The organism is Neobacillus niacini, from assembly GCF_048572935.1.
Classification (GTDB): Bacteria; Bacillota; Bacilli; order Bacillales; family Cytobacillaceae; genus Neobacillus; species Neobacillus niacini.
This window is the reverse complement of record NZ_CP183883.1, coordinates 3,033,141-3,055,256: the sequence shown is the minus strand read 5'-3', so window position 1 is coordinate 3,055,256 and position 22,116 is coordinate 3,033,141. Positions and strand designations below refer to the sequence as shown.

At 38.0% G+C, this 22,116-nt stretch carries 24 protein-coding genes and 2 other annotated features; of the genes, 7 read left to right on the top strand and 17 right to left on the bottom strand.

Annotated elements, in window-relative coordinates; genetic code table 11:
• The first annotated feature begins 266 nt into the window (after positions 1-266).
• From pflB to yidC, 4 genes are all read left to right on the top strand, one after another.
• The gene (gene pflB / locus ACN6MT_RS15010) at positions 267-2,492 is read left to right on the top strand and encodes a formate C-acetyltransferase (protein WP_419886893.1); all 2,226 of its coding nucleotides are present in this window, start codon (positions 267-269) and stop codon (positions 2,490-2,492) included.
• 62 nt (positions 2,493-2,554) lie between these two features.
• Positions 2,555-3,307, top strand: a complete 753-nt coding sequence (gene pflA / locus ACN6MT_RS15005; protein ID WP_419886892.1) for a pyruvate formate-lyase-activating protein — start codon at positions 2,555-2,557, stop codon at positions 3,305-3,307.
• Between the two features lie 142 nt (positions 3,308-3,449).
• The gene (locus tag ACN6MT_RS15000) at positions 3,450-3,755 is read left to right on the top strand and encodes a hypothetical protein (RefSeq protein WP_419886891.1); all 306 of its coding nucleotides are present in this window, start codon (positions 3,450-3,452) and stop codon (positions 3,753-3,755) included.
• Positions 3,756-3,773: 18 nt separating this feature from the next.
• On the top strand, positions 3,774-4,556 hold the full coding sequence (gene yidC, locus ACN6MT_RS14995; RefSeq protein WP_063253057.1) for a membrane protein insertase YidC: 783 nt from the start codon (positions 3,774-3,776) through the stop codon (positions 4,554-4,556).
• A 35-nt stretch (positions 4,557-4,591) separates the two neighbouring features.
• Here yidC and ACN6MT_RS14990 read toward each other — a convergent pair whose 3' ends face one another.
• Both ACN6MT_RS14990 and ACN6MT_RS14985 read right to left on the bottom strand, forming a co-directional pair.
• Entirely contained in the window at positions 4,592-5,182 is a 591-nt protein-coding gene (locus ACN6MT_RS14990) for a GNAT family N-acetyltransferase (RefSeq protein ID WP_419886890.1), read from the bottom strand.
• A 45-nt stretch (positions 5,183-5,227) separates the two neighbouring features.
• Positions 5,228-5,434, bottom strand: a complete 207-nt coding sequence (locus tag ACN6MT_RS14985) for a DUF6501 family protein (protein WP_063253098.1) — start codon at positions 5,432-5,434, stop codon at positions 5,228-5,230.
• Between the two features lie 207 nt (positions 5,435-5,641).
• On the opposite strand from ACN6MT_RS14985, the gene sda reads away from it, so the two are divergent.
• The gene (gene sda, locus ACN6MT_RS14980) at positions 5,642-5,767 is read left to right on the top strand and encodes a sporulation histidine kinase inhibitor Sda (protein ID WP_411833677.1); all 126 of its coding nucleotides are present in this window, start codon (positions 5,642-5,644) and stop codon (positions 5,765-5,767) included.
• A gap of 50 nt (positions 5,768-5,817) precedes the next feature.
• Here sda and mnmH read toward each other — a convergent pair whose 3' ends face one another.
• From mnmH to trpE, 8 genes are all read right to left on the bottom strand, one after another.
• Positions 5,818-6,906 (bottom strand): tRNA 2-selenouridine(34) synthase MnmH, encoded by a 1,089-nt coding sequence (gene mnmH / locus ACN6MT_RS14975; RefSeq protein WP_419886889.1) that lies wholly within the window; start codon positions 6,904-6,906, stop codon positions 5,818-5,820.
• A 235-nt stretch (positions 6,907-7,141) separates the two neighbouring features.
• Complete coding sequence (gene trpA, locus ACN6MT_RS14970; protein WP_419886888.1) at positions 7,142-7,927, bottom strand: tryptophan synthase subunit alpha; 786 nt, start codon at positions 7,925-7,927, stop codon at positions 7,142-7,144.
• Positions 7,927-9,129, bottom strand: a complete 1,203-nt coding sequence (gene trpB, locus ACN6MT_RS14965; protein ID WP_063253052.1) for a tryptophan synthase subunit beta — start codon at positions 9,127-9,129, stop codon at positions 7,927-7,929. Before trpB ends, trpA begins: the two co-directional genes overlap by 1 nt.
• The gene (locus ACN6MT_RS14960; RefSeq protein WP_419886887.1) at positions 9,104-9,751 is read right to left on the bottom strand and encodes a phosphoribosylanthranilate isomerase; all 648 of its coding nucleotides are present in this window, start codon (positions 9,749-9,751) and stop codon (positions 9,104-9,106) included. Before ACN6MT_RS14960 ends, trpB begins: the two co-directional genes overlap by 26 nt.
• Positions 9,748-10,536, bottom strand: coding sequence for an indole-3-glycerol phosphate synthase TrpC (trpC, locus tag ACN6MT_RS14955; protein ID WP_419886886.1), 789 nt, complete (start codon positions 10,534-10,536; stop codon positions 9,748-9,750). Before trpC ends, ACN6MT_RS14960 begins: the two co-directional genes overlap by 4 nt.
• Positions 10,537-11,562 (bottom strand): anthranilate phosphoribosyltransferase, encoded by a 1,026-nt coding sequence (trpD, locus tag ACN6MT_RS14950; protein ID WP_419886885.1) that lies wholly within the window; start codon positions 11,560-11,562, stop codon positions 10,537-10,539. It abuts the gene before it with no gap.
• Complete coding sequence (locus ACN6MT_RS14945; protein WP_419886884.1) at positions 11,534-12,145, bottom strand: anthranilate synthase component II; 612 nt, start codon at positions 12,143-12,145, stop codon at positions 11,534-11,536. The genes trpD and ACN6MT_RS14945 overlap by 29 nt, the downstream gene beginning before the upstream one ends.
• Positions 12,142-13,524 (bottom strand): anthranilate synthase component I, encoded by a 1,383-nt coding sequence (trpE, locus tag ACN6MT_RS14940; protein ID WP_419886883.1) that lies wholly within the window; start codon positions 13,522-13,524, stop codon positions 12,142-12,144. The genes ACN6MT_RS14945 and trpE overlap by 4 nt, the downstream gene beginning before the upstream one ends.
• Before the next feature lie 70 nt (positions 13,525-13,594).
• Positions 13,595-13,844 (bottom strand) — a binding site (T-box leader).
• A gap of 41 nt (positions 13,845-13,885) precedes the next feature.
• Positions 13,886-14,143: a binding site (T-box leader), on the bottom strand.
• A gap of 168 nt (positions 14,144-14,311) precedes the next feature.
• Between trpE and ACN6MT_RS14935 the strand changes: the two genes are divergently transcribed.
• Positions 14,312-15,598, top strand: coding sequence for an MFS transporter (locus tag ACN6MT_RS14935; protein ID WP_419886882.1), 1,287 nt, complete (start codon positions 14,312-14,314; stop codon positions 15,596-15,598).
• A 54-nt stretch (positions 15,599-15,652) separates the two neighbouring features.
• Here the strand turns inward: ACN6MT_RS14935 and ACN6MT_RS14930 are convergent, their stop codons facing one another.
• The 4 genes from ACN6MT_RS14930 to ACN6MT_RS14915 all read right to left on the bottom strand — a co-directional run bounded on the left by ACN6MT_RS14930 (position 15,653) and on the right by ACN6MT_RS14915 (position 19,767).
• Positions 15,653-15,778 (bottom strand): hypothetical protein, encoded by a 126-nt coding sequence (locus tag ACN6MT_RS14930; RefSeq protein WP_419956556.1) that lies wholly within the window; start codon positions 15,776-15,778, stop codon positions 15,653-15,655.
• A gap of 71 nt (positions 15,779-15,849) precedes the next feature.
• Complete coding sequence (locus ACN6MT_RS14925; protein ID WP_419886881.1) at positions 15,850-16,752, bottom strand: 4Fe-4S binding protein; 903 nt, start codon at positions 16,750-16,752, stop codon at positions 15,850-15,852.
• 27 nt (positions 16,753-16,779) lie between these two features.
• Entirely contained in the window at positions 16,780-17,370 is a 591-nt protein-coding gene (locus ACN6MT_RS14920) for a DMSO/selenate family reductase complex B subunit (RefSeq protein WP_419886880.1), read from the bottom strand.
• A gap of 3 nt (positions 17,371-17,373) precedes the next feature.
• The gene (locus ACN6MT_RS14915) at positions 17,374-19,767 is read right to left on the bottom strand and encodes a DMSO/selenate family reductase complex A subunit (protein WP_419886879.1); all 2,394 of its coding nucleotides are present in this window, start codon (positions 19,765-19,767) and stop codon (positions 17,374-17,376) included.
• Positions 19,768-20,024: 257 nt separating this feature from the next.
• On the opposite strand from ACN6MT_RS14915, the gene ACN6MT_RS14910 reads away from it, so the two are divergent.
• Entirely contained in the window at positions 20,025-20,318 is a 294-nt protein-coding gene (locus ACN6MT_RS14910) for a DUF6509 family protein (protein WP_063253095.1), read from the top strand.
• Between the two features lie 39 nt (positions 20,319-20,357).
• Here ACN6MT_RS14910 and ACN6MT_RS14905 read toward each other — a convergent pair whose 3' ends face one another.
• From ACN6MT_RS14905 to ACN6MT_RS14895, 3 genes are all read right to left on the bottom strand, one after another.
• A complete protein-coding gene (locus ACN6MT_RS14905; RefSeq protein ID WP_192651648.1) occupies positions 20,358-20,561 on the bottom strand; it encodes a cold-shock protein in 204 nt (67 codons plus the stop codon).
• Between the two features lie 120 nt (positions 20,562-20,681).
• Positions 20,682-20,882: a cold-shock protein gene (locus ACN6MT_RS14900; protein WP_419886878.1), complete on the bottom strand. Its 201-nt coding sequence runs from the start codon at positions 20,880-20,882 to the stop codon at positions 20,682-20,684.
• Between the two features lie 244 nt (positions 20,883-21,126).
• Positions 21,127-22,089: a nucleoside hydrolase gene (locus tag ACN6MT_RS14895; RefSeq protein ID WP_419886877.1), complete on the bottom strand. Its 963-nt coding sequence runs from the start codon at positions 22,087-22,089 to the stop codon at positions 21,127-21,129.
• Between the last annotated feature and the right edge of the window lie 27 nt (positions 22,090-22,116).

Here is a 22,116-nt window from a genome sequence, read left to right as displayed (position 1 = left end):
CTATGAACATGTTGATATCATTGGATTTTTCTTATATAACAGATTAAACAGATTACGAATTAATTATAGTACAGATTTTCTCACTATTAGAATTCGTTCATAAAAAGTTCAAAAACAACTACTAAAAACCCATTAAAAACGAGACTTCACAATATGTTAACAATATACGTGATTTCACTCACAAAAAATCTGTTACACTCAAGTTAAGAAATAACAGCAACACTGTTATATTAAATCTCATACAAATTTACGAGGTGAAAATAATCATGGAACAATGGAAAGGTTTTACAAAAGGTACTTGGACAAAAGAAGTTAACGTACGTGATTTCATACTAAAAAACTATAATCAATACGAAGGTGACGACAGCTTCCTTGCAGGTGCAACTGACGCAACAAACAGGCTTTGGGAACAAGTAATGGAACTAACAAAACAGGAACGTGAAAAAGGCGGAGTCTTAGACATGGATACTGAAACAGTATCTACGATCACATCTCACACTCCTGGTTACCTTAATGAAGAACTTGAAAAAGTGGTTGGAGTTCAAACTGACAAGCCGTTTAATCGTTCTATGCAGCCTTTCGGTGGAATTCGGATGGCAAAAGCTGCTTTAGAATCTTATGGTTACGAATTAAATACTGATATTGAAAGATTCTTTACAGAGTTCCGTAAGACTCACAACCAAGGTGTTTTCGATGCTTATACAGATGAAATGATGCTGGCACGTAAAGCGGCGATCATCACTGGACTTCCTGATGCTTACGGCCGCGGCCGAATTATCGGTGACTATCGCCGTGTTGCATTATATGGTGTGGATTTCTTAATCAAGGAAAAACAAAAAGATCAAAAAAATACTAGCAAAGTAATGACAGAAGACAATATGCGTCTTCGTGAAGAAATTGCTGAGCAAATTCGTGCATTGAAAGAATTAAAAGAAATGGCCAGCAGCCACGGCTTTGATATTTCACAGCCAGCAACAACTGCTGCTGAAGCATTTCAATGGTTATACTTTGGTTACCTAGCAGCCATCAAAGAGCAAAATGGTGCTGCAATGAGTCTTGGTCGCGTATCTACTTTCTTAGATATTTATGTAGAAAGAGATCTAGAAAATGGAACTTTAACTGAAGTGGAAGCACAAGAATTAGTCGACCACTTTGTTATGAAGCTTCGTTTAGTAAAATTTGCTCGTACACCTGATTATAATGACTTATTCTCTGGTGACCCTACTTGGGTAACAGAATCTATTGGTGGTATGGCTCAAGATGGCCGTTCACTTGTTACAAAGAACTCATTCCGTTTCCTACACACTTTAGATAACTTAGGCCCAGCTCCGGAACCAAACCTAACCGTGTTATGGTCACCACAGCTGCCTGAAAACTTTAAAAAATATTGTGCAAAAGTATCCATTAAGACCAGCTCTATTCAATACGAAAATGACGATATTATGCGTCCAGAGTATGGCGATGATTATGGAATTGCTTGTTGTGTATCCGCTATGGAAATTGGTAAACAAATGCAATTCTTCGGTGCTCGTGCAAACCTAGCAAAAGCTCTTCTCTACTCTATTAACGGTGGTGTAGATGAGAAATTAAAAATTCAAGTTGGCCCGCAATACCAGCCAATCACTTCTGATGTGTTAAATTACGATGAAGTAATGCAAAAGTTTGATCAAATGATGGAATGGCTTGCAGGATTGTATATTAACACCTTGAATGTAATTCACTATATGCATGATAAGTATAGCTATGAAAGAATTGAAATGGCATTACATGACTCTCAAATCTTACGTACAATGGCCACAGGTATAGCAGGATTGAGCGTAGTTGCTGACTCTTTAAGTGCTATTAAATATGGTGAAGTAAGAGTAATTCGTGATGAAAACGGCCTTGCTGTTGATTTTGAAACAAGCGGAGAATACCCTAAATACGGGAATAACGATGACCGTGTTGACAGCATAGCGGTTGAAATCGTTGAAACATTTATGAAAAAGTTACGTAAGCACCAAACTTACCGTAACTCCGTTCATACCATGTCCATCTTGACGATTACATCAAATGTCGTTTATGGTAAAAAGACTGGTAATACACCTGATGGCCGTCGTACTGGGGAACCTTTTGCACCAGGTGCAAACCCAATGCATGGCCGTGATACGAAAGGTACACTAGCTTCCCTTTCTTCCGTTGCGAAACTTCCATATAGTTCTGCAATGGACGGAATCTCTAATACTTTCTCCATTGTTCCTAAAGCATTAGGGAAAGAAGAAGATAGCCAAGTACGTAACCTAGTATCAATCCTTGACGGATATGCAATTAAATCTGGTCACCATCTGAATGTTAACGTATTTAATAAAGAAACATTATTGGATGCAATGGAACATCCAGAATTATATCCACAATTAACTATTCGCGTTTCTGGATATGCGGTTAACTTCATCAAATTAACAAAAGAACAGCAGCTAGACGTTATTAACCGAACTTTCCACGAATCACTGTAAAATATACTGTGGAGCTCCTTGTTAAGGGGCTCCTGCTTTAAAAATAAAGGGGGATCATCAACATGAACGGAAATATTCATTCTATTGAAACATTAGGAACAGTCGACGGACCAGGAATACGCTATGTCGTATTTACACAAGGCTGCCTATTACGCTGCCAGTTTTGCCATAACGCTGATACGTGGGAAATCGGCAGCGGCAAACAGATGACCGTTTCTGAAATCATGGATGATCTCATGTCCTACCTTCCCTTCATCCAATCATCAGGTGGAGGAATTACGGTTAGCGGCGGCGAACCACTGCTCCAAGTACCATTCCTTACTGAGTTGTTTAAGGAATGTAAAAAGAAAGGGATTCATACGACCATAGATTCTTCTGGTGGCTGTTTCTCACACTCTAAATTATTTATTGAACAGCTTGAAGAGTTATTACAGTATACCGACTTGATTTTGCTCGATTTAAAACATATAAACCGTAAAAAGCATATTCAATTAACCGGTATGGCAAATGATCATATTCTTGAATTCGCAAAATTTTTATCTGATCGTAAAGTTCCAATATGGGTCCGCCATGTTCTCGTTCCCACCGTTTCTGATCATCCTGAGGATCTTCAAAAGCTTGGAGAATTTATTGGAACACTAGAAAATGTGCAAAAGGTTGAAATTCTCCCATATCATAAGCTCGGTGTATATAAATGGGAAGCACTAGGACTCGAATATCCATTGAATCATGTAGAACCACCTTCAGAAGAGAACGTGGAATTTGCTTATAAAATGATTACTGCCCACTGGAATAAACCTTCTATAGTGAAATAAACAGAATGCTGTCTGTATGGGCAGCATTCTTTCATGTTTGAGTGAATATTCCTACTATGCCTTTTCCAGAAGGATTCAATTGATTCTTTGACCTTTCTCCATTATACTCATATCCATAATAACAAAAGTGAGGTGATTATTTTTGTACCAATTGCTCATTGATTTTACAGATGCAAATGCTTTAGAAACACTTTATTTAAGCCTATATTTCGGAGTCATCATTAAATTACTTTGGGCAATGAATGTAGAATATTCGTTTATGGGAACCATAAGTGAGCCTACACATACAAAAATAAATCACCCATTGTTTAACTATAAGAAGAAATCTTCTCTACACAGGAACATCATTTTAATTCGAATATTTAAATATATTCGTAGAAAAAAGAGTTCGCAGGGCGATACAGAAGAACCTATTTCCTCCTTCCTATTTAAACTAAAAACAATTTAAGCAATCCTAGGAGGAAATATGAAAATCAAACGTTCTTTACCAATATTACTACTATTAGCATTTACTACTATGCTTCTATCAGCCTGTTCTGGAGCAAATGGAAAGAGTGATGGGTTTTTCAATACTTATTTTGTTGAACCATTTGCTGTTTCTATTCATTTTTTAGCTGAGTTTTTCAATGGAAGCTATGGTTTATCGATTATCCTCATTACCCTTATCATTAGACTTATATTAATGCCGTTTATGCTAAAGCAATATAGAAATCAAATGAACATGAAAGAAAAAATGGATGTTATGAAGCCAGAAATGGAAGCTATCCAAAAGAAAATGAAAGAAGAAAAGGATCCAAAAAAGAAGCAAGAAATGCAGCAGGAATTAATGGGGCTTTATCAGAAGCATGGTGTAAATCCACTAAATATGGGATGTTTGCCACTTCTGATTCAAATGCCGATTTTAACGGGCTTTTATTATGCAATTCGCGGCTCAGAAGAGATTGCTAGCCACCGTTTTCTATGGTTTAGTCTTGGAGACCCTGATATCATCATTACCCTCATTGCGGGTGTGATTTATTATTTCCAATTTAAAGTTTCACAGTCTAGTATGCCATCTGCTCAGCAACAGCAAATGAAATTTATGGGACTGTTGTCTCCACTCATGATTGTTATGTTTTCTTTTAGTTCACCTGCAGCACTGCCGCTATATTGGGCAGTAGGCGGTACATTTTTAATTCTACAAACATGGCTAAGCAGAAAGTTATATAAAAAGGTAAAACAGACAGAAATAAATGCCAGCACAAATTAATAAGGGTAAAAAAGCATTGGAGCCCCAATGCTTTTTTATTGTACACCAAGTTTCCTTGCTAATTCCTTCTTTACTGTTCCCCACTCCTCCAGGAGAATACTATAGAAGACAGTATCACGAACATATCCACCCGATATTTTTCGGTCCTTCCTTAGCGTTCCTTCCTTTACAGCTCCAATTCGCTCTATTGCTTGTTGTGATCGGAAGTTTCGAGAATCTGTTTTAAGTTGAACGCGCCTTAACTGCCAACATTCAAAAGCATGACTTAGAAGCAGGTACTTACATTCAGTGTTTACTCTTGTTCTCCAAAAATCTGGATGATACCATGTAGAGCCAATTTCTAAACTCTTATGTTCTGGTAAAATATCGAGGAATCTAGTGCTTCCAATAATACGGTCATCCTGATTTACAACCGTAAACGTGTATTCATTTCCTTTATCTCTTTTATTAATGGCCGAAACAATCATCTGCTCCATCTCTTCTTTACTCCTAACTACAGTAGCCATAAACGTCCATATCTCTTCAGGTTGGGCTGCTTCCCACAATCCATCTAAATGATCATAGCTGATTGGAAGTAATCTGACCATTTCCCCTTTTAATTCAAACTGCTCATCCCATAACTTCATACTAGTCCCCCTCATTCAAAAAAAGAGACTGCAGGCAAAAGCCCATCAGTCTACATTTTGGAAATATTCTTTGTAAAATCCGCCCACTTTTCCGGTATTATCAATAATATAATAAAACTCTTCCGTTTCATTTTTAACATCATAGATTTTTCCGGCAGTTAATGCGTTATTCACAATATATTTTTTAGCATCCGTATGAACACATTTTACTCTTTTTAAGGTTTCACGCTCGCGCCATGTTAAATGAATCATCCTTGCACCTTTCCTTTCCAAATATAACTATTCCTTAGTATAATCAAAGCTCATACAGTAGTGCAACTAAATTATCCATTCAAGTTCCCTTTGTGTTTTTTATTACAAATTTGTGAAAAAGGTTCTCAAATGGCAAGAAAACGATTACAATTGTAAAAACTGAATATTCAATCCATTATTCCGAGGAGGCTTGCAAAGTTGAAGATAATGAGTAACGAGCTGTTAGTGGTGACGTATCGGGATGCTTTAAAATCCGGAAAGGAAAAAGAGTGGATACAGATTTTAAGAGATGAAATAAAACGTCGTGGATTGAGGCCATTCAAGAAACAATAACTTTTATATACTTAAAAACCGCCGATATTTGTACGGCGGTTTTTTCATCCCTAAAGGGCCTTTATCTGCCCTTCAAATACCTCATTCTTTTTTACCATAAGTTTATCTATTTCTTCCATCACTTTGATAGCCGCAACGTCCGAATCATCCGCATAAATATCAATGAATTTACCATCGTATTCAAGCGTTGCATGATCGTAACGTGGGTCATAATAATGTTCGAGTAAAATGCCGATCATTTGTTGATAATCCTTATTCTCCAACGATTGGACTAACATTTTTTTCATTTCATTATCTTTTATTCTTCTTACGATCTTTTCAATTCCTAGCGCAATTTGACCGTGATACCATGGCTCATTTTGATAAGGAATCACGTACTCATTTATCAGCTGCTTAACCCGTTGCTCTAAAGGAGTGTGAATATAGAAGTTAATTCCCCGCATTTTTTTATCCATTAGCTCTTCGGGCTGGACAGCTTTCCCAATCCGTTTACTTTCTGCTTCCATCACAAAATGAGTGGAACTTTGTATCTCCTGAAGTCCTTTGTATAAAAGAGAATCGAACGTTTTTTGATTATTGCCCTCTCCCAGTCCAATCGTTCCAAAAATGGATCCCCGATGAGCTGCCATTCCCTCAAGATCAAGTGTTGGGTATCCAGCTGCTTTTAATTTCTTCAAAACTTCCGTCTTTCCAACGCCTGTTAGACCATGCAATACAATTGCTGTTTCAGGAAACATTGTTGGGATTTGCTGAAGAATGTATTGTCGATATGCTTTATAACCACCTGTTAGACGCATCACATAAATGCCGGCAAATTCTAAAAAGGTTACAACAGCTTTACTGCGCATCCCCCCACGCCAGCAATAGACGATTAACTCTTCCCCATTTACCATTGCTGCTTTAATTTGTTGAAGCAGACTAGGGATTTTGGGCGACACAATCTCCATGGCTCTCCATTTTGCCTTGGCTTGTCCTTCATGTTTATAGATGGTTCCAATTTCCTCTCGCTCTTTATCTGTAAATAAAGGAATGTTGATTGCTTCCGGAATAGCACCATCCTTAAATTCAATAGGCGCGCGGATATCAATAATAACCGGATTCTTTATCGTTGTTAATTCCTCAACTGTGATTTCCTTCATTTATTAACACCTCTTTTTATCTATCTCAATAACAAACAAAACTTCCAAGAATGGAAGTTTATAATCAAGAAAAGGGATATCCCTAGAATATGATTTAAAATGCTGAGAAGTTCAGTAAAAGTATAGACTAATTATATAGGAGATATACGAGGGTATCAAGCAGACATTCCTGCCAATTTGCTAGATTAAGCTAGGTAAAGAAAAAAGCCACCCGCAAAGGAGTGGATTTCAGTTCTTAAATGATATTTTTTTCCGGTTTCAATACTGACATAAAGCTTTCAAGCCCTGTTAAATCATTTTTATTGAATAAGTCAACAATTTTACTGCCGACAATGATTCCATCACAATGGGGACTTAGTTCATTAATTTGCTTTTCGTTTGATATGCCAAATCCAGCGACAACTGGTATGGGACTAATTTCCTTTACTTTCTTTAGAAATTCGACTACCTCTTGATCAAATTCATTTCTTGTTCCGGTTATTCCCTTTACAGTAACGGTATATAAAAAGCCTTTCCCTCGATTCGATATTTCTTTTATTCTCTCTTTCGGAGATGTCAACGTAACAAGTCGGATTAATTCAATCCCCACATCCTCAAGTTCTGCTGCTAGAAGGTCCTCTTCTTCCATGGGAAGGTCGGGAATAATACAGCCATCCACTCCGGCCTTTGCAATATCTTGTGCAAATGTAGAAATCCCATATGAATAGACAGGGTTTAGGTAAGTCATAAGCACGATGGGAATTGATACTACTTCTCTCGCTTTTGTTATTTCTGCAATAATTCCCCTTAGTGTCGTTCCATTTTGAAGCGCCCTAATACCAGCTTGCTGAATGGTTGGACCATCTGCTACAGGATCGGAAAAAGGAACACCAACTTCAATGAGGGTGGCACCGAATTTTTCTAATGTTAGTAGACGCTCAGTTAGATTATTAAGTCCTCCATCTCCACCCATAATATAGGGAATAAAAGCCTTCCGGTCATGGTCTTTTAACATCTTAAAACTTTTTTCAATTCTATTCATTATGATCTCTCCCTTTCTAACCTTTCTTTTACAGCTGTTACATCTTTATCACCACGACCGGACAAACATACCACAATATACTCGGTTTCCTTCATTTCGGCTGCAAGCTTAACTGCAAAGCTTATTGCATGAGCACTTTCAAGAGCAGGTATAATGCCTTCTAATTTTGATAAAAGTTGGAACGCTTCTAATGCCTCTTTATCAGTAATAGAATGATATTGTGCTCTCCCACTGTCTTTTAAGTAACTATGTTCTGGTCCTACACCAGGATAATCAAGACCAGCCGAAACAGAATGAGCCTCAATAATTTGTCCATCATCATCCTGTAGTAGATACATGAGGGCTCCATGAAGGACACCTGGTTTTCCTTTTGTGAGTGAAGCGGCGTGGAAATCCGTATCTATTCCCTGTCCCGCTGCCTCTACACCATAGAGACTGACTGCTTTGTCCTCTATAAACGGATGGAACATTCCCGCAGCATTACTGCCCCCTCCGATACAAGCAACCACAGCTTCTGGAAGCCTTCCTTCTTTTGCTAAGAACTGCTTTTTAGTTTCCTTGCCAATTACACTTTGAAAATCTCTTACCATTACAGGGAATGGATGTGGTCCCATAACAGAACCCAAGAGATAATGTGTATCCTCTACATGTTCAACCCAATATCTTAAGGCTTCATTAACGGCATCTTTTAATGTTGCGCTGCCAGAGGTGACACTGACAACCTTAGCACCGAGAAGCTCCATTCGAAAGACATTTAATGCCTGACGTTTGATGTCTTCTTCCCCCATAAAAACAATGCATTCCAAATTTAATAAGGCACAGACTGTTGCAGTCGCAACGCCATGCTGTCCAGCACCAGTTTCAGCAACAATTTTTCTTTTTCCCATTCTTATAGCTAGTAAAGCCTGACCGATTGCATTGTTTATTTTGTGGGCACCTGTATGATTCAGGTCTTCTCTTTTAAGATATATTTGAGCTCCGCCCGCGTATTTTGTAAGATTTTTCGCATGATAAAGCGGTGTTTCTCTTCCTACATATTCCGTTAAATACCCATCAATTTCTGCTTGGAAACTGGGGTCCTTTTTTGCTGCTTTATATGCTTCATCCAGCTCTAGAACAGCCTTCATAAGCGTTTCTGGTACAAATCTTCCTCCATAAATTCCAAATTGCCCTTTTTCATTCGGCAGTGTATATGAATTCATTCCTAGTTCCTCCTGTTTGGCTCCCTTTAGCCTTATTAATAAAAGTCTGGATCTTATTTAAATCCTTTTTTCCGTCCGTTTCTACTCCGCTGCTAACATCGACCATATATGGTTGAATGAGCTTAATGGCTTCTTCAACATTTTCCTCATCTAATCCTCCAGCTAGAATGACTTTTTTCTCCTTGAGGTCGTGAGGCGAAATGCAGTTCCAATCAAAAGACAAGCCATTTCCCCCTCTGAATTTTCCTTTCGGTCCATCCAGCAGAACGTATTCACAAGGATAACTTTCTAGTTGCTTTAAACTCTGATTATCATGTATACCTACTGCTTTGATTATAGGGAATGATAGAGATTGGCTAAAGGCTGGAGTTTCATCGCCATGTAGTTGAACATGTGTGAGGCCTGCTTCGGAGGCAATTTCCTCTATCTTTTCTTTTGACTCATTAACAAATACCCCAACCTTTAATACCTCTTTCGGTAAATGAGTAATGATGTCTTTTGCTTTTATAACTGAAATCTTTCGCTTGCTTTCTGCAAAAACAAAACCAACTGCATCTGCTCCGTAATCAACTGCTGCTATAGCAGTTGTAAGATCTGTAATTCCACAAATTTTCACTTTCATTTTTTCACCCTGTCAACAAGCGGCAATTTAAAATCTTGGAAAGACTTAGCTAAGTCGGTACTCTTCATTAACGCTTCACCGACCAAAATTCCATTCGCTCCAGCACTTCGTACCCGCTCCACATCTTCCTTGTAATGAATCCCACTTTCGCTGATTAGAAAAGCTCCAGCGTCCTTTATTAATTTTGCTAGAGACTCTGTAACCTCAAGTGAAACGTTAAAGGTCTTTAAATCACGATTATTAACACCTATAAGCTGAGCACCAAGTTTGAGTGCTATTTCTAATTCTGCTTGATTATGAACCTCAACTAATACCTCTAAATCCATGCTTATTGCATATTGGTACAACTGGGTCAGCGTATCCTCGTCCAGTGCCGCAACGATTAATAAAATGATATCAGCACCGTATCCAGCTGCTTGGTCGATTTGACTTGAATCAATAATAAAATCCTTACAAAGGATAGGCAGCTCAACCGCCTCTCTAACTGCCCTTAAATCAGCAAATGAACCTTTAAAAAAGGTGGAATCAGTTAGCACTGAAATAGCGGAGGCTCCTGCCTTCTCATATCTTGCCGCTTGGTCGGCGGGTTCCACCCCATTGTTTATCATTCCTTTAGATGGCGAAGCACGTTTAAATTCTGAAATAATCGCTATCTCTTCTGCATTCTGTAATTTTTGGATGAAGGATCTTCTCGGCTTCGCTTCTATTTTGATAGAATCACCTTCGCGAAGTTTTAGGACCTCTTTATGTTTTTCATTAATAATACGATCTAATATCGTTTCCACTTATATCGCCTCTCTTTGACCTTTTCGAGTGAGTTCAATTAACTGTTGTAACTTTTCATAAGCTGCGCCTGAATCAATAACATCCCTAGCAATATTAATTCCTTCGACAATGTTGGTAGCCTTACCGCTTGTATAAATTCCTATCCCGGCATTCAATAAAACTGTATCCCGGCATGGACCTTTTTCGCCAGAAAGAACCTTTTTAAGGATCTCCGCATTTTCCTTAGAATCTCCACCCTTAATTGCACTGTTATCATATTCAGGAAGTCCTACTTCATCCGGTACAAAGGTTTGCGTGGAGATAACTCCATCCTCTAATAGAGTAAGGTAGTTCTCACCCTGTAGAGATGCCTCATCCATAGAACCTGCACCGCTTATGACTACCGCACGTTTACGTCCTAGGTTTTGCAGAACTTCTGCAAATACCGGTAATAAGTCTTTCCGATAGACACCAAGTACTTGATAATCCAAATCAATAGGATTGGTAAGTGGACCGATAAAGTTGAAGACAGTAGGGATTCTCAATTGTCTTCGGACCGTCATAATCTTCTTTAATTTTGGGTGCACATGCGGAGCAAATAAGAAGGCAATCCCAAGTTCATGGAGAATTTCCTCTGTACGCTCAACTGGCAGATTTAAATTAATGCCGAGATACTCCAATACATCTGCACTGCCTGTTTTACTAGAAATACTGCGATTTCCGTGCTTTGCCACCGGAATACCTGCTCCAGCAATAACAAATGCTGATGTAGTGCTTATATTAAAACTCGAAGAACCATCCCCACCAGTTCCACAATTATCTAAAACCTGAGGAAACTTCTTACGAAATGGAAGGGTATTCTCCTTCAGGCCCTTAACGATTCCAGTAATTTCTCCTACTGTTTCTCCTTTTGATTTTAAACCCATTAAAAAGGCAGCAATTTCACTTTCAGAAACCTCTTCACCTAATATTAAGTCCATTGCCTCTTTCATTTGTGGTTCTGAGAAAGATTCACCTTCAGCTAATTGGAGTAAAAAGTTTTTCATTTCTCTTCATCCCTTCTATTTCAGATAAAAAATTCTGCAGCATTTGCTTACCATTTGGTGTCCCAATCGATTCAGGATGAAACTGTAAGCCGAATACTGGATAATGTCGATGTTTTATTGCCATTACCTCTTGGTCGTCAAGAGAATGTGCGACACATTCCAAATCAGGCGATAAACAATCCTTCGCAACCACCAAAGAATGATAGCGCATTACTTCTAATGGAGACGTTAGATAAGTAAAAACTCCATTGCCATTATGGGTGATTTGCGACGTTTTCCCGTGTTTTATAAAATCAGCTCTTTTAATTTCACTCCCAAATGCTGCCCCTATTGCTTGGTGTCCTAAACATATACCCAAAATAGGTATTTCTTGAAATAAGCTTTGAATCACCTCAATACAAATTCCAGCATCCTCAGGTTTTCCAGGACCCGGTGACAAAATAATGGCTTTCGGATTCATATCCTTTATCTGCTGGATTGTAAGCTGATTGTTTCTAATAACGGTTACTTCTTCACCTAATTCACCTAAATATTGATAAAGGTTAAACGTAAAGGAGTCAAAATTATCGATTAGTAAAATCATTGTTCTCCCTCCAAAAAGGCTTTTAATTTATTTATCGTTTCTTCATACTCTGATTCGGGGTTGGAATCATAAACAATACCCGCACCTGCCTGGATATAGGCGTTCCCTTCTTTTAAAATCATCGTACGAATTGCTAAGGCAAAATCAATGTTTCCGTTGGCGGATAAATAACCAATAGCTCCGGAATAAAGTCCCCGTTTTGATTTTTCCAATTTATTAATAATTTCCATTGCTCTGATTTTCGGTGCCCCGGAAACAGTCCCCGCAGGAAGACATGCTGCCAAAGCGTCGAGATTACTATGATCTTTTGTTAACGTCCCACTGACTTCTGATACAAGATGGATGACATGACGGAACTTTTCAACTTCCATATACTTATCCACTGTTACAGAACCAAATTTACAAACCCTTCCTAAATCATTTCGTCCAAGGTCAACGAGCATTTTATGCTCTGCCAGTTCCTTTTCGTCACTTTTCAATTCTTTTGCAATCAATTGATCTTCCTCAATTGTTTTTCCTCTTCTTTTTGTACCTGCGATTGGATTTGAGAATACCTGTGAGCCTCTTGTTTTTATGAGACTTTCTGGTGAAGAACCAATTACGGTATAGTCATTGAAATCTATATAGAACATATAAGGTGTCGGATTATGGGCACGGTGCTTGCGATAGAGTGCTAAAGGTGAACCTTGGAATGATGACTTCATTCTTCTTGAGAGTACCACCTGAAAAATATCACCTGCTTTTATATGCTCCTTCGCAATTTCTACATTTTCGATAAACTCTTCCTTGGATGTTTCAGACTGAAAACCTGTAAATTGAAAAGGAGTTTCTTCCTGATAAATAGCAGGCTGTTTCAGTTCTTCAATTCTTTGCTCCAGCCTTTTTTCAAGTAAATCTTTATCTATTTCGTTTGAAAGGGGTACACCGCAAAGCGTTATTTTCTCTTCAAGATGGTCAAACACAATGACTTCTTCATAAAACATTAAATGAACATCAGGCATTTGCAATCCATTCGGAAACTCTTCGCCAATTTCTTCGAACTGGCGGATTATATCATAGCCAACATACCCTACTGCCCCGCCTATAAATGGAAAAGGTGCTTCATCCATCTTTGGGAGCAATGTTTGAATCAATTCAAGTGGGTTACCTATTAAAACTTTCTTCTCACCATTCCGATATACAATTTCGTTTGTGTCACCATATGATATAAGTTCGAATGCTGGATCGGCTCCAATAAGGGAATAACGCCCAGAGTCATGGTACTTATGTGAACTTTCCAATAAAAATTTTTTAGCACCACTAATCTTTTGCAGAATAGAAATAGGAGTGAATGTATCCCCTTTTAATTCCTTTAAGAAAAATCCATTTTTTATTTTCATGCTCTTTACATCCCTTCGTAAATAAATAAAAAAATCGTCCTCTATACGCATAAAAAGCAAAATTATGCGTATAGAGGACGATTCTTGTCGTGGTGCCACCTCTGTTTGAAGCTGTTTTTGCAGCTTCCTCCTTCAGATACAGGACCTTTAAAAAGTCGTATATCCTATCCTTTTAACGGTGGAACTCCGTGCGGCCCTACTAATGATTCAGGCAGCCTCTCACAAGTCCATTCCACAAATCCATTCTTACCGGGCTCTCACCTTCCCCGGCTCTCTGAAAAGAATTAAATAAGTGTACTCCTCTTGATCTTAGATTTCATTATTATTTTCTTGATAAAAAAACAAAAAGGGCCCTCCATCCAAAAAGGACGGAAGACCCGTGGTGCCACCTTCATTAGCCAAAAATCAGCTCACTTAACCGATATCAAAGCAACGCAACTATCTGCTTGAATATCTGCCTCTTTTAACGATGAGGATTTCGCCAAAGCCTACTGACCCTATAGGAGGTTCGGTTTGGAGGCTCCGAAGTCCATTCACTTATACGTCTACACTGATTTGCACCAACCATCAGCTCTCTATAGAATCCGTAAAAGTTACTACTCTTCATCAATGCCATGCCTTTATTGATTTTTATATTAAACCATCTTAAAGCATATTGTCAACAATATTTTTTAGAAAATTCAATTTAAGGATATTCCATTTAAAGGATTGTTGTTTGATAGTTATTTTAAAATAAAGATGTCAATATTAACGTTAGCACATCATATGAAGGCGGGATAGAAGAGAAATGGATCATATTGAACGATTATGCCCGAGTTCAGAGGCTGTGAGAAATAAATCCTCTTCAGCTGGAAAAAAGAAAAAATCAGGTGAACTTTCCAAACAAAAGTGGGCAATACTCTCATTGTCATCAATTCCGTTAGTAATGACGCTTGGTAATTCCATGCTTATACCAGTCCTGCCCTCAATGGAAAAAGAATTATCAATCACAGCATTCCAAACCAGTATGATTATAACGGTTTATTCCATCGTTGCAATTTTCTTAATTCCAGTGGCAGGATATTTATCGGACCATATTGGACGAAAAAAAGTAATTATACCAAGTCTCATTATTGCAGGAATAGGTGGTTTAATTTCAGGATGGGCCGCTTGGAAGTTGGAAAACGCCTATTGGATAATATTGCTTGGCCGAGCCCTACAAGGAGTGGGAGCAGCTGGAGCCATGCCAATTGTACTGCCTTTGGTTGGCGACATGTTCAAAAATGAAGACGATGTTAGCAGTTGTCTTGGGTTAATTGAAACCTCTAATACATTTGGTAAGGTTCTAAGCCCGATATTGGGATCCTTACTAGCAGGCTTTATCTGGTTCTTACCTTTCTTTTCATTTCCAGTCTTTTGTACCATTTCAGTGATTATGGTAATGTTTTTAGTAAAGAGTCCAAAGTCTCGGTCAAAACCAATTCCTTTTAAGCAATTTTTCACAAATGTAAAGAATACCTTTACTGAAAAAGGAAAATGGTTATACGCTATCTTTTTTATTGGCGGGATTTTGATGTTAGTCCTTTTTGGCATATTATTTTATCTCTCTGAAATCTTTGAAACCGAATATGGGATAAAAGATTTAAAGAAAGGATTGTTTCTTGCATTGCCGCTTGGGGCACTTTGTCTGTCATCGTTTATTGCTGGAAAATTAATTAAAGATAACAAGGTACTAATGAAATGGCTCACGTTTGGAGGCATTGTTATCGCCGCAATTTCTATAGCCGCCCTTTGGCTATCGATAAAGCTTTGGTTTATGATTACTATGTTTTTAATATCCGGAATTGGAATTGGAATTGGTCTACCATGTTTAGACGCTCTAATAACTGCGGGAATTGAGAAGGAAGAGCGTGGAACTATCTCCTCTATTTATAGCTCGATGAGATTTATTGGTGTTGCAGCCGGTCCTCCGATTATTGCGTTGTTAATGAAACAGGAAAATTATTGGATTTTTATTACACTAAGCGGGCTTAGTATTATTGCTGCTTTTGTGGCCATGTTTGCAATAAAGCCTGGCGAAAAAAAAGCACATTAAAACAAGCGCTGGAGAAGCCCTCCAGCGCTTTATATTAAGTGAACATTAGGCATACTATGTGTTTGGCTTAGATTTCTTTACCTTTTTATTTTGTGGGGTCATCTCGTTGGCAAATTCTTCGCTATTTAGACTTTTCGCACTTTGCAGACCTGATTTTGTTTTAATATTCCGCTTCGTCAATATTCTCACCACCCTACATCAAGATGGCTATAATTTAACCAAACGAAAACTTATCATACAGTGAAATATTATTAATTTGGACTTAACCATTCAGGATCTCTATTTACACATATATGACATTTTTCAGTTTCTGGGTTATAGGAGTAAAATGTATGGCCACAATCGATACAATCCTTTTTATGCAGTAGTTCAACCCGTTCACATTTACTTTTTATATCTAGTTCAATCTCAATCGCATTTTCCGGACAAACATCCGTACACGAAGCACAATTCACACACTTTTGGTTTACGATATGAAGGTTACTTTCCTTCAAATGAAACACTTCTTCCGGACAAAGCGAAAAGCAGGCCTGGCAAAGGGTGCATTTATCTTTGTGCATTTTTACTGAGAAAAGTTGATAATCAGGATAATATTTCGAAAGCTTCCAATCATCCTTTTCAACCTTCCAAGCCGCTGGAGCCATACTTTTAGCAAGCTGTTTTCCTTCCTTTCGAAAACTCCCAAACAAGGCTCTCCTCGAAAGCACTTCATCCATTACTTTTTCAACAACAAGAATTGGACTTTCATCAAGTAATCGTAATTGTTCATTTGTATCACAAATTATAGTTTCCCATGCGATGTTCATTGTTTGACGAGTAACTTGAATGGATGTCATTCCTCTTTTTTTATATATGAGCAGTTCTTTTACAGCAGGTGTATAACTTGGGTCATAAACTAAGCTTCTGTTATCAAAAATTCGGTTACATGCTATACCTTCAATGGCAGACAATGGGCAGGCAATAATACACTCACCGCACATCGAACATTTTGTTTTATCGATGATGAATAAATTGTCTTTTATTTCAAAAGCTTGCTGCTCACATCTTTCTAGGCAAAAACTGCACATTGATTTTCGATTTCGTACTCTTATACATTCAGTCGAAATTTTTATTTCTTCATGCAGACTCTCCAGCCAATTTACGAGAATAGACATCTAATCACCAACTTATTTATATGGGTTTTAAACTAATTTTGCATCCCTATGAGGCGTGATGACAATGTTCGGTTTCGTTATTGCCGGACTAGGCATTCCTTTTATTTGACTAATGTTTCCATACTTCTTTCGAAGTTCTTTTATCGGTCCAAATTCAATGGCTCCTAATGGACATGTTGCAACGCAAACGGGGTCTTCCCCCTTTTCCTGAAGGTCCATACAAAAATTACATTTGTTTGATTTAAATGTTTCTTTGTTGTATTGTGGTCCACCATAAGGACATGCCTTGACACATAATTGAGTACCAGCACAAATCTCCTGATCTATTGTTACAACCCCATTCTCATCACTCTTCATAATGGCACCAGTCGGACAGCTTAGTATACAAGCAGGCTGTTCACAATGGTTACAAGCAATTGAGAAATAATACGATTTCACATTTTGGACAATACCTCCATTTGACTGCTGCATATAAGAACCTTCTTCTTTCGTATAAACCCGGCGATAGTTAATCCCTACTTCTATATTGTTTTTATCCTTACAAGCCACACTACAGGCCTTACAGCCTTGACAGATACTTTGATTGATATAAAATCCTATTTGATCCAAAATAATCACTCCTTATGCTTTTTTCACTTCAACAAGGTTTGTTAATTGTGGATTTGATTTCGCAAGAGGAGTTGGTCGTTGTGATGTTAACACATTTATGGATCCCCTTTGGTCTATGCCTGTTTTGTCAGGTGTATACCATGCACCTTGTGGAATACCAGCCACTCCAGGAGTTATACGAGTTGTTACCTTTACATCAATATACAAACTTCCCCGCTCATTAAATACTTGAACTCTATCTCCATCCTTTATTCCACGCTTCTGGGCGTCATTAGGATTCAGCCACATTTCTTGCTTAGCTGCTTCCTCAAGCCATGGCATATTATCATAAGTGGAATGACATCTACGCTTATAATGCCAACTTATGAGTTGTAATGGATACTTTTCTATTAATGGATCTTCCGGTCCTTCCCATGAAGATATGTATTTAGCAATAGCAGGTATTTCTTCTTGCTGGTTCATATCCCAAAGGGTTTTAGAAAATAATTCAATTTTTCCAGAAGGTGTTTCAAAAGGATTGTTTTCTAAATCATCAATTTGTGCCTTGAAACCAACGAGCGGTTCATCAAATTTAAAATGATGAACACCTTTTTCCCTGAATTCTTCAAAAGTAGGGAAGTTTGGATCCAGCTCCTCACGTGTTCGTTTAACACTTTCTTTTACCAGATCGAGTATCGTCCTGCCTTCAGTAAATTGTTCCTTAACCCCTAATTTATCTGCCACTTCTGCAAATACATCATATTCATTCCGACATTCATAGAGTGGATCGATCGTTTTATCTCCAAAAACGACGTAATCTCCAAAACACCAAGGCACTCCTATATCGTACCTTTCAAAAAAGGTTGTTCCTGGTAGAAGAATATCAGCATATTTAGCACTCGGGGTCATAAAAAGATCACTGACACAGATAAATTCTACTTTGTTTTCATCCTTTAATAAATTTGTTGTTTTATTAATATCAGCGTGCTGGTTTACTAACATATTCCCTGCCATATTAAAAATCATTTTAATATTGGTTGTTAATTTATCAGTTCCTTGAAGTCCATCTGCTGCGGTCATCTCTGTGCCATGTTCTACGGCCTTTGTCCAAAGGAAACAAGGAATAGATGCCTTCACCGGATTTTCTACCTTAAATGGATAAACAATATCTGCCCGGCTCCAGTAACCCGTTCCAGCTGCCCAGCCTCCAAGTTTACCAACATTTCCTGTCAAACAAGCCAGCTGTGCACCTCCGCGCATAAATTGTTCACCGTACGCCTGCCTTTGTGCAGCCCACCCTTGAATTAGTGCTGCAGGCTTTATCGTCGCATAGTTTCTCGCAATTTCACGAATTTTCCCAGCAGGCACTCCACATATTTTTTCGGCCCATTCCGGTGTTTTTGCTACTCCGTCTTTTTCGCCTAATAGATAACTCTTCACTGACTCTTCCCTTGCAATACCTTCAGGCATATGGTCACCATCAAAGCCTACACAATACTTATCAAGGAATGCCTGATCGTGTAATTTCTCTGTTACAAGGACATAGCCCATTGCGTCCATCATCGCGTTATCAGTTGTTGGTTTAATTGGAATCCACTCATCAGCAAATGCAATCGCGGTATCCGTATATCGAGGGTCAATGAGAATAATTTTTGCTCCGTTTTTCTTAGCCTGCATTAAATAATCACGATATGGAGTCGAGAAAATCATTTCTGACGGATTTTGCCCCCATAGGATGATGTACTTAGAATGCAATAAGGAATCAAAGCTGCTGCCTGAATTGTTCGTTCCATAGGTAAATGGCGTTGCCACATTTCCTGCCCCGGAACTATAGTCATTCCGGTAATTTAAATATCCGCCAGTTAATGCTAATACCTTTCTCGCACTATTCCTGCCGCCGTGAAGCCCCCAGCTTTGTCCAGAAGCGTAATTGACATATCTGGATTCCGGACCATATGTATCACCAATTCGTTTAATCTCAGAGGCAATTGTATTAATCGCTTCATCCCATGATATTCTTTCAAACTTACCTTCGCCTCGCTTTCCTATCCGTCTCATAGGATACTTCAGGCGGTCAGGATGATAAAGTAAATTACGATAATTTCGCCCACGGACACATGCCCTAAGAGGAGGAATGCTAGGATCACCGCTTTCCTGGGTGTCGGTTGCTACGCGAACCACTACACCGTCTTTTACATATGCCTTAATAACACAGCGGCCTCCACAATTATTGATACTGCAAGTTGATACGACCTTATCCCAATCGCTGGCACTTGCAACATTTTCTTCCTTTTGCTTGTCGATTAATAATTTAGTCCCTACACCACCAGCAATAACTGGGACTCCAATTGCCCCTGACCATTTTAAAAAAGTTCTACGCTGCATTCTATTAGCCAATAAACTCTTTACAGGACTGTCTTTTGACATGGATAATTGCCTCCTTATTCTCCTTATGTGAAATTCTTCACAAAAGTAAAGTGCAGTTTTCACCTCTAACTTACTCGTACTCCTAATAACTCAATTTTACTTGATACTTATTAAATAAATCTTAAATTTGACATCGTTCACAGTTATTTCATAATATTTATCCATATTTTGATAACAATTTGAGGTCGAATGGTGTCATTTGTTTCTAGTTAATCTCGAAATATGTATATAATAAAAAAGAAACTATTTTGCAAAGGATGATCTCATTGAATATAACTGGTCATACAGTTGAAAAACTTGTCGATCCATTTGGATTATTAAGCGGAGACCGCTATGAATTTTTTCTTGAAATAGAAGTAGAGGAAGAGGATGAACTATACTCTGAAAAAGGCGTTGGAATTAAGGTCCTGTTTGTAGCAGATGAAAAGGGACCCAGAATTTCGCACTATCACCTCTATGAAAGAGGCACAGAAAAAGTCTTAGACTTTGCTCTTGAAGAAGACGAGGAATTAGCAGTATTTGATTATTGTAAGGAAAACATTGATTCATAAGAAAAAGCAGAGGAATATCCCCTGCTTCATCTTATGTTATTACATAAAGTTTTTACTATGATTATGAATGACCTGTAATTCTTTAGTGGTAAGGCTCATTTCACTTTTGCATATTGGACAGAGGGGCACTTCAGTGCTCTTAAAATTGTCGCGAATCCAGCATTTACAATTATCTGAATTACATTCCCAAATTTTAGTTTCTTCAAGCTTTACTTCTTCATCATTTCTTCTACCAAACGCCAAAATGATCACCCCTTGTACTTTTTGCAAGACTGTTTGACACTTTGATTAAGATAAATTTCATCTTTATAATGATAAAAAGGTGATGCCTTATTATTGCACCACCTTTTTATTTTTCATGAATTAAGCTTTAACTACGTTAGCAGCTTGTGGTCCACGAGCACCTTCAACGATTTCAAAGGATACTGATTGACCTTCTTCTAAAGTTTTGAAGCCTTCTGTTTGGATAGCAGAGAAGTGTACGAATACGTCTTGACCGCCATCTGCTTCGATAAATCCAAATCCTTTTTCTGCATTAAACCATTTTACTTTACCGTTATTCATGAATAGAACCCCCAAAGATTTGTTCACTTTAAGCACATAACCATTTAATTAAATCAAAAAGCCGTAATGCACCGGGTAATAGACATCACCCACACATCGTGCAGTTACGACTACTTAAACCAATAAATATTTACACGAACTTAAAAGCGTACCTTAATCATACTCTTTATTACTCTAAAAGTCAATTAAATTTACAGTATAGCATACTACTAAGCTACTAACTATAAAAAAATAACAGGGATATTTATTTTTTTTCATAATCCCCCTTTAAAAAGATCTCCATAAAGTTTTCAACGAACTTTGGGATGTCAGCTTCCATACCGATGTAATCTAAAGTTTCCACGGGCTCAGGATCCGGTTTTGGACGAAAATCAGCAATACTCTTTCCTTTGGCATTTCCAAATTCCTCTACCTTCACTCTTCGGGGTATATATTTAAAAATTTCAGGATTGGTTATTGCCATTAAGGGGACAACATCGTGAATAGGAGCACCTTTTATTCCCGGAACGTTTTTTTGGTAGGCTTTAAAATAATAATCAAATGTCGGTTTTAGCAATGAGCGAAAAGATGTTGGACTGTTTTCCGCAAGTATTTCGACCATCTCAGGCGTTATGATCGCTCTATTGGTGATATTCAATGGATATAGATGAACATTATGAGCCTTTTCCATAACGATTCTTGCTGCAATAGAATCTGAATAGAAATTGGCTTCCGCTTCTGCTGTTATATTTCCCGGAACCAGGAATGCACCGCCCATAATATAAAATTCCGTTATATCCTTTAAAGCATTGTCACCATATAAGATAAACATGAGTGCTAACTCTGTTAATCTTCCTACATTGACAATGATTAAATTTCCCTTATATTGATTAACGATTTCAAGGATTTTGTTATAATCATGAACTTTTATATTTTGAAAAGAATCAGGAGGTCTTATTGGCCCTAGTCCTTCTGGTCCATGTATTTCCGGATAATACTGAACAGGTTCCCCAGATAAAGGACCAGCTGCACCAGCAATAATCGGAATATCCTCCCTGCCGCCTAATTCAACTAAATAAGCAGAATTTTTAACGGATTGTTCTTTTTTTGTATTCCCATATCCACTAACAATGCCGACCAGATTTATATGTGGATTTAATAAAGCGTACATAATTGCAAAAGAATCATCAATCCCAGGATCAGCAAACAAAAGCACATTATAAGCCATTGCACTCCCCCGCACATCTTCATTTTT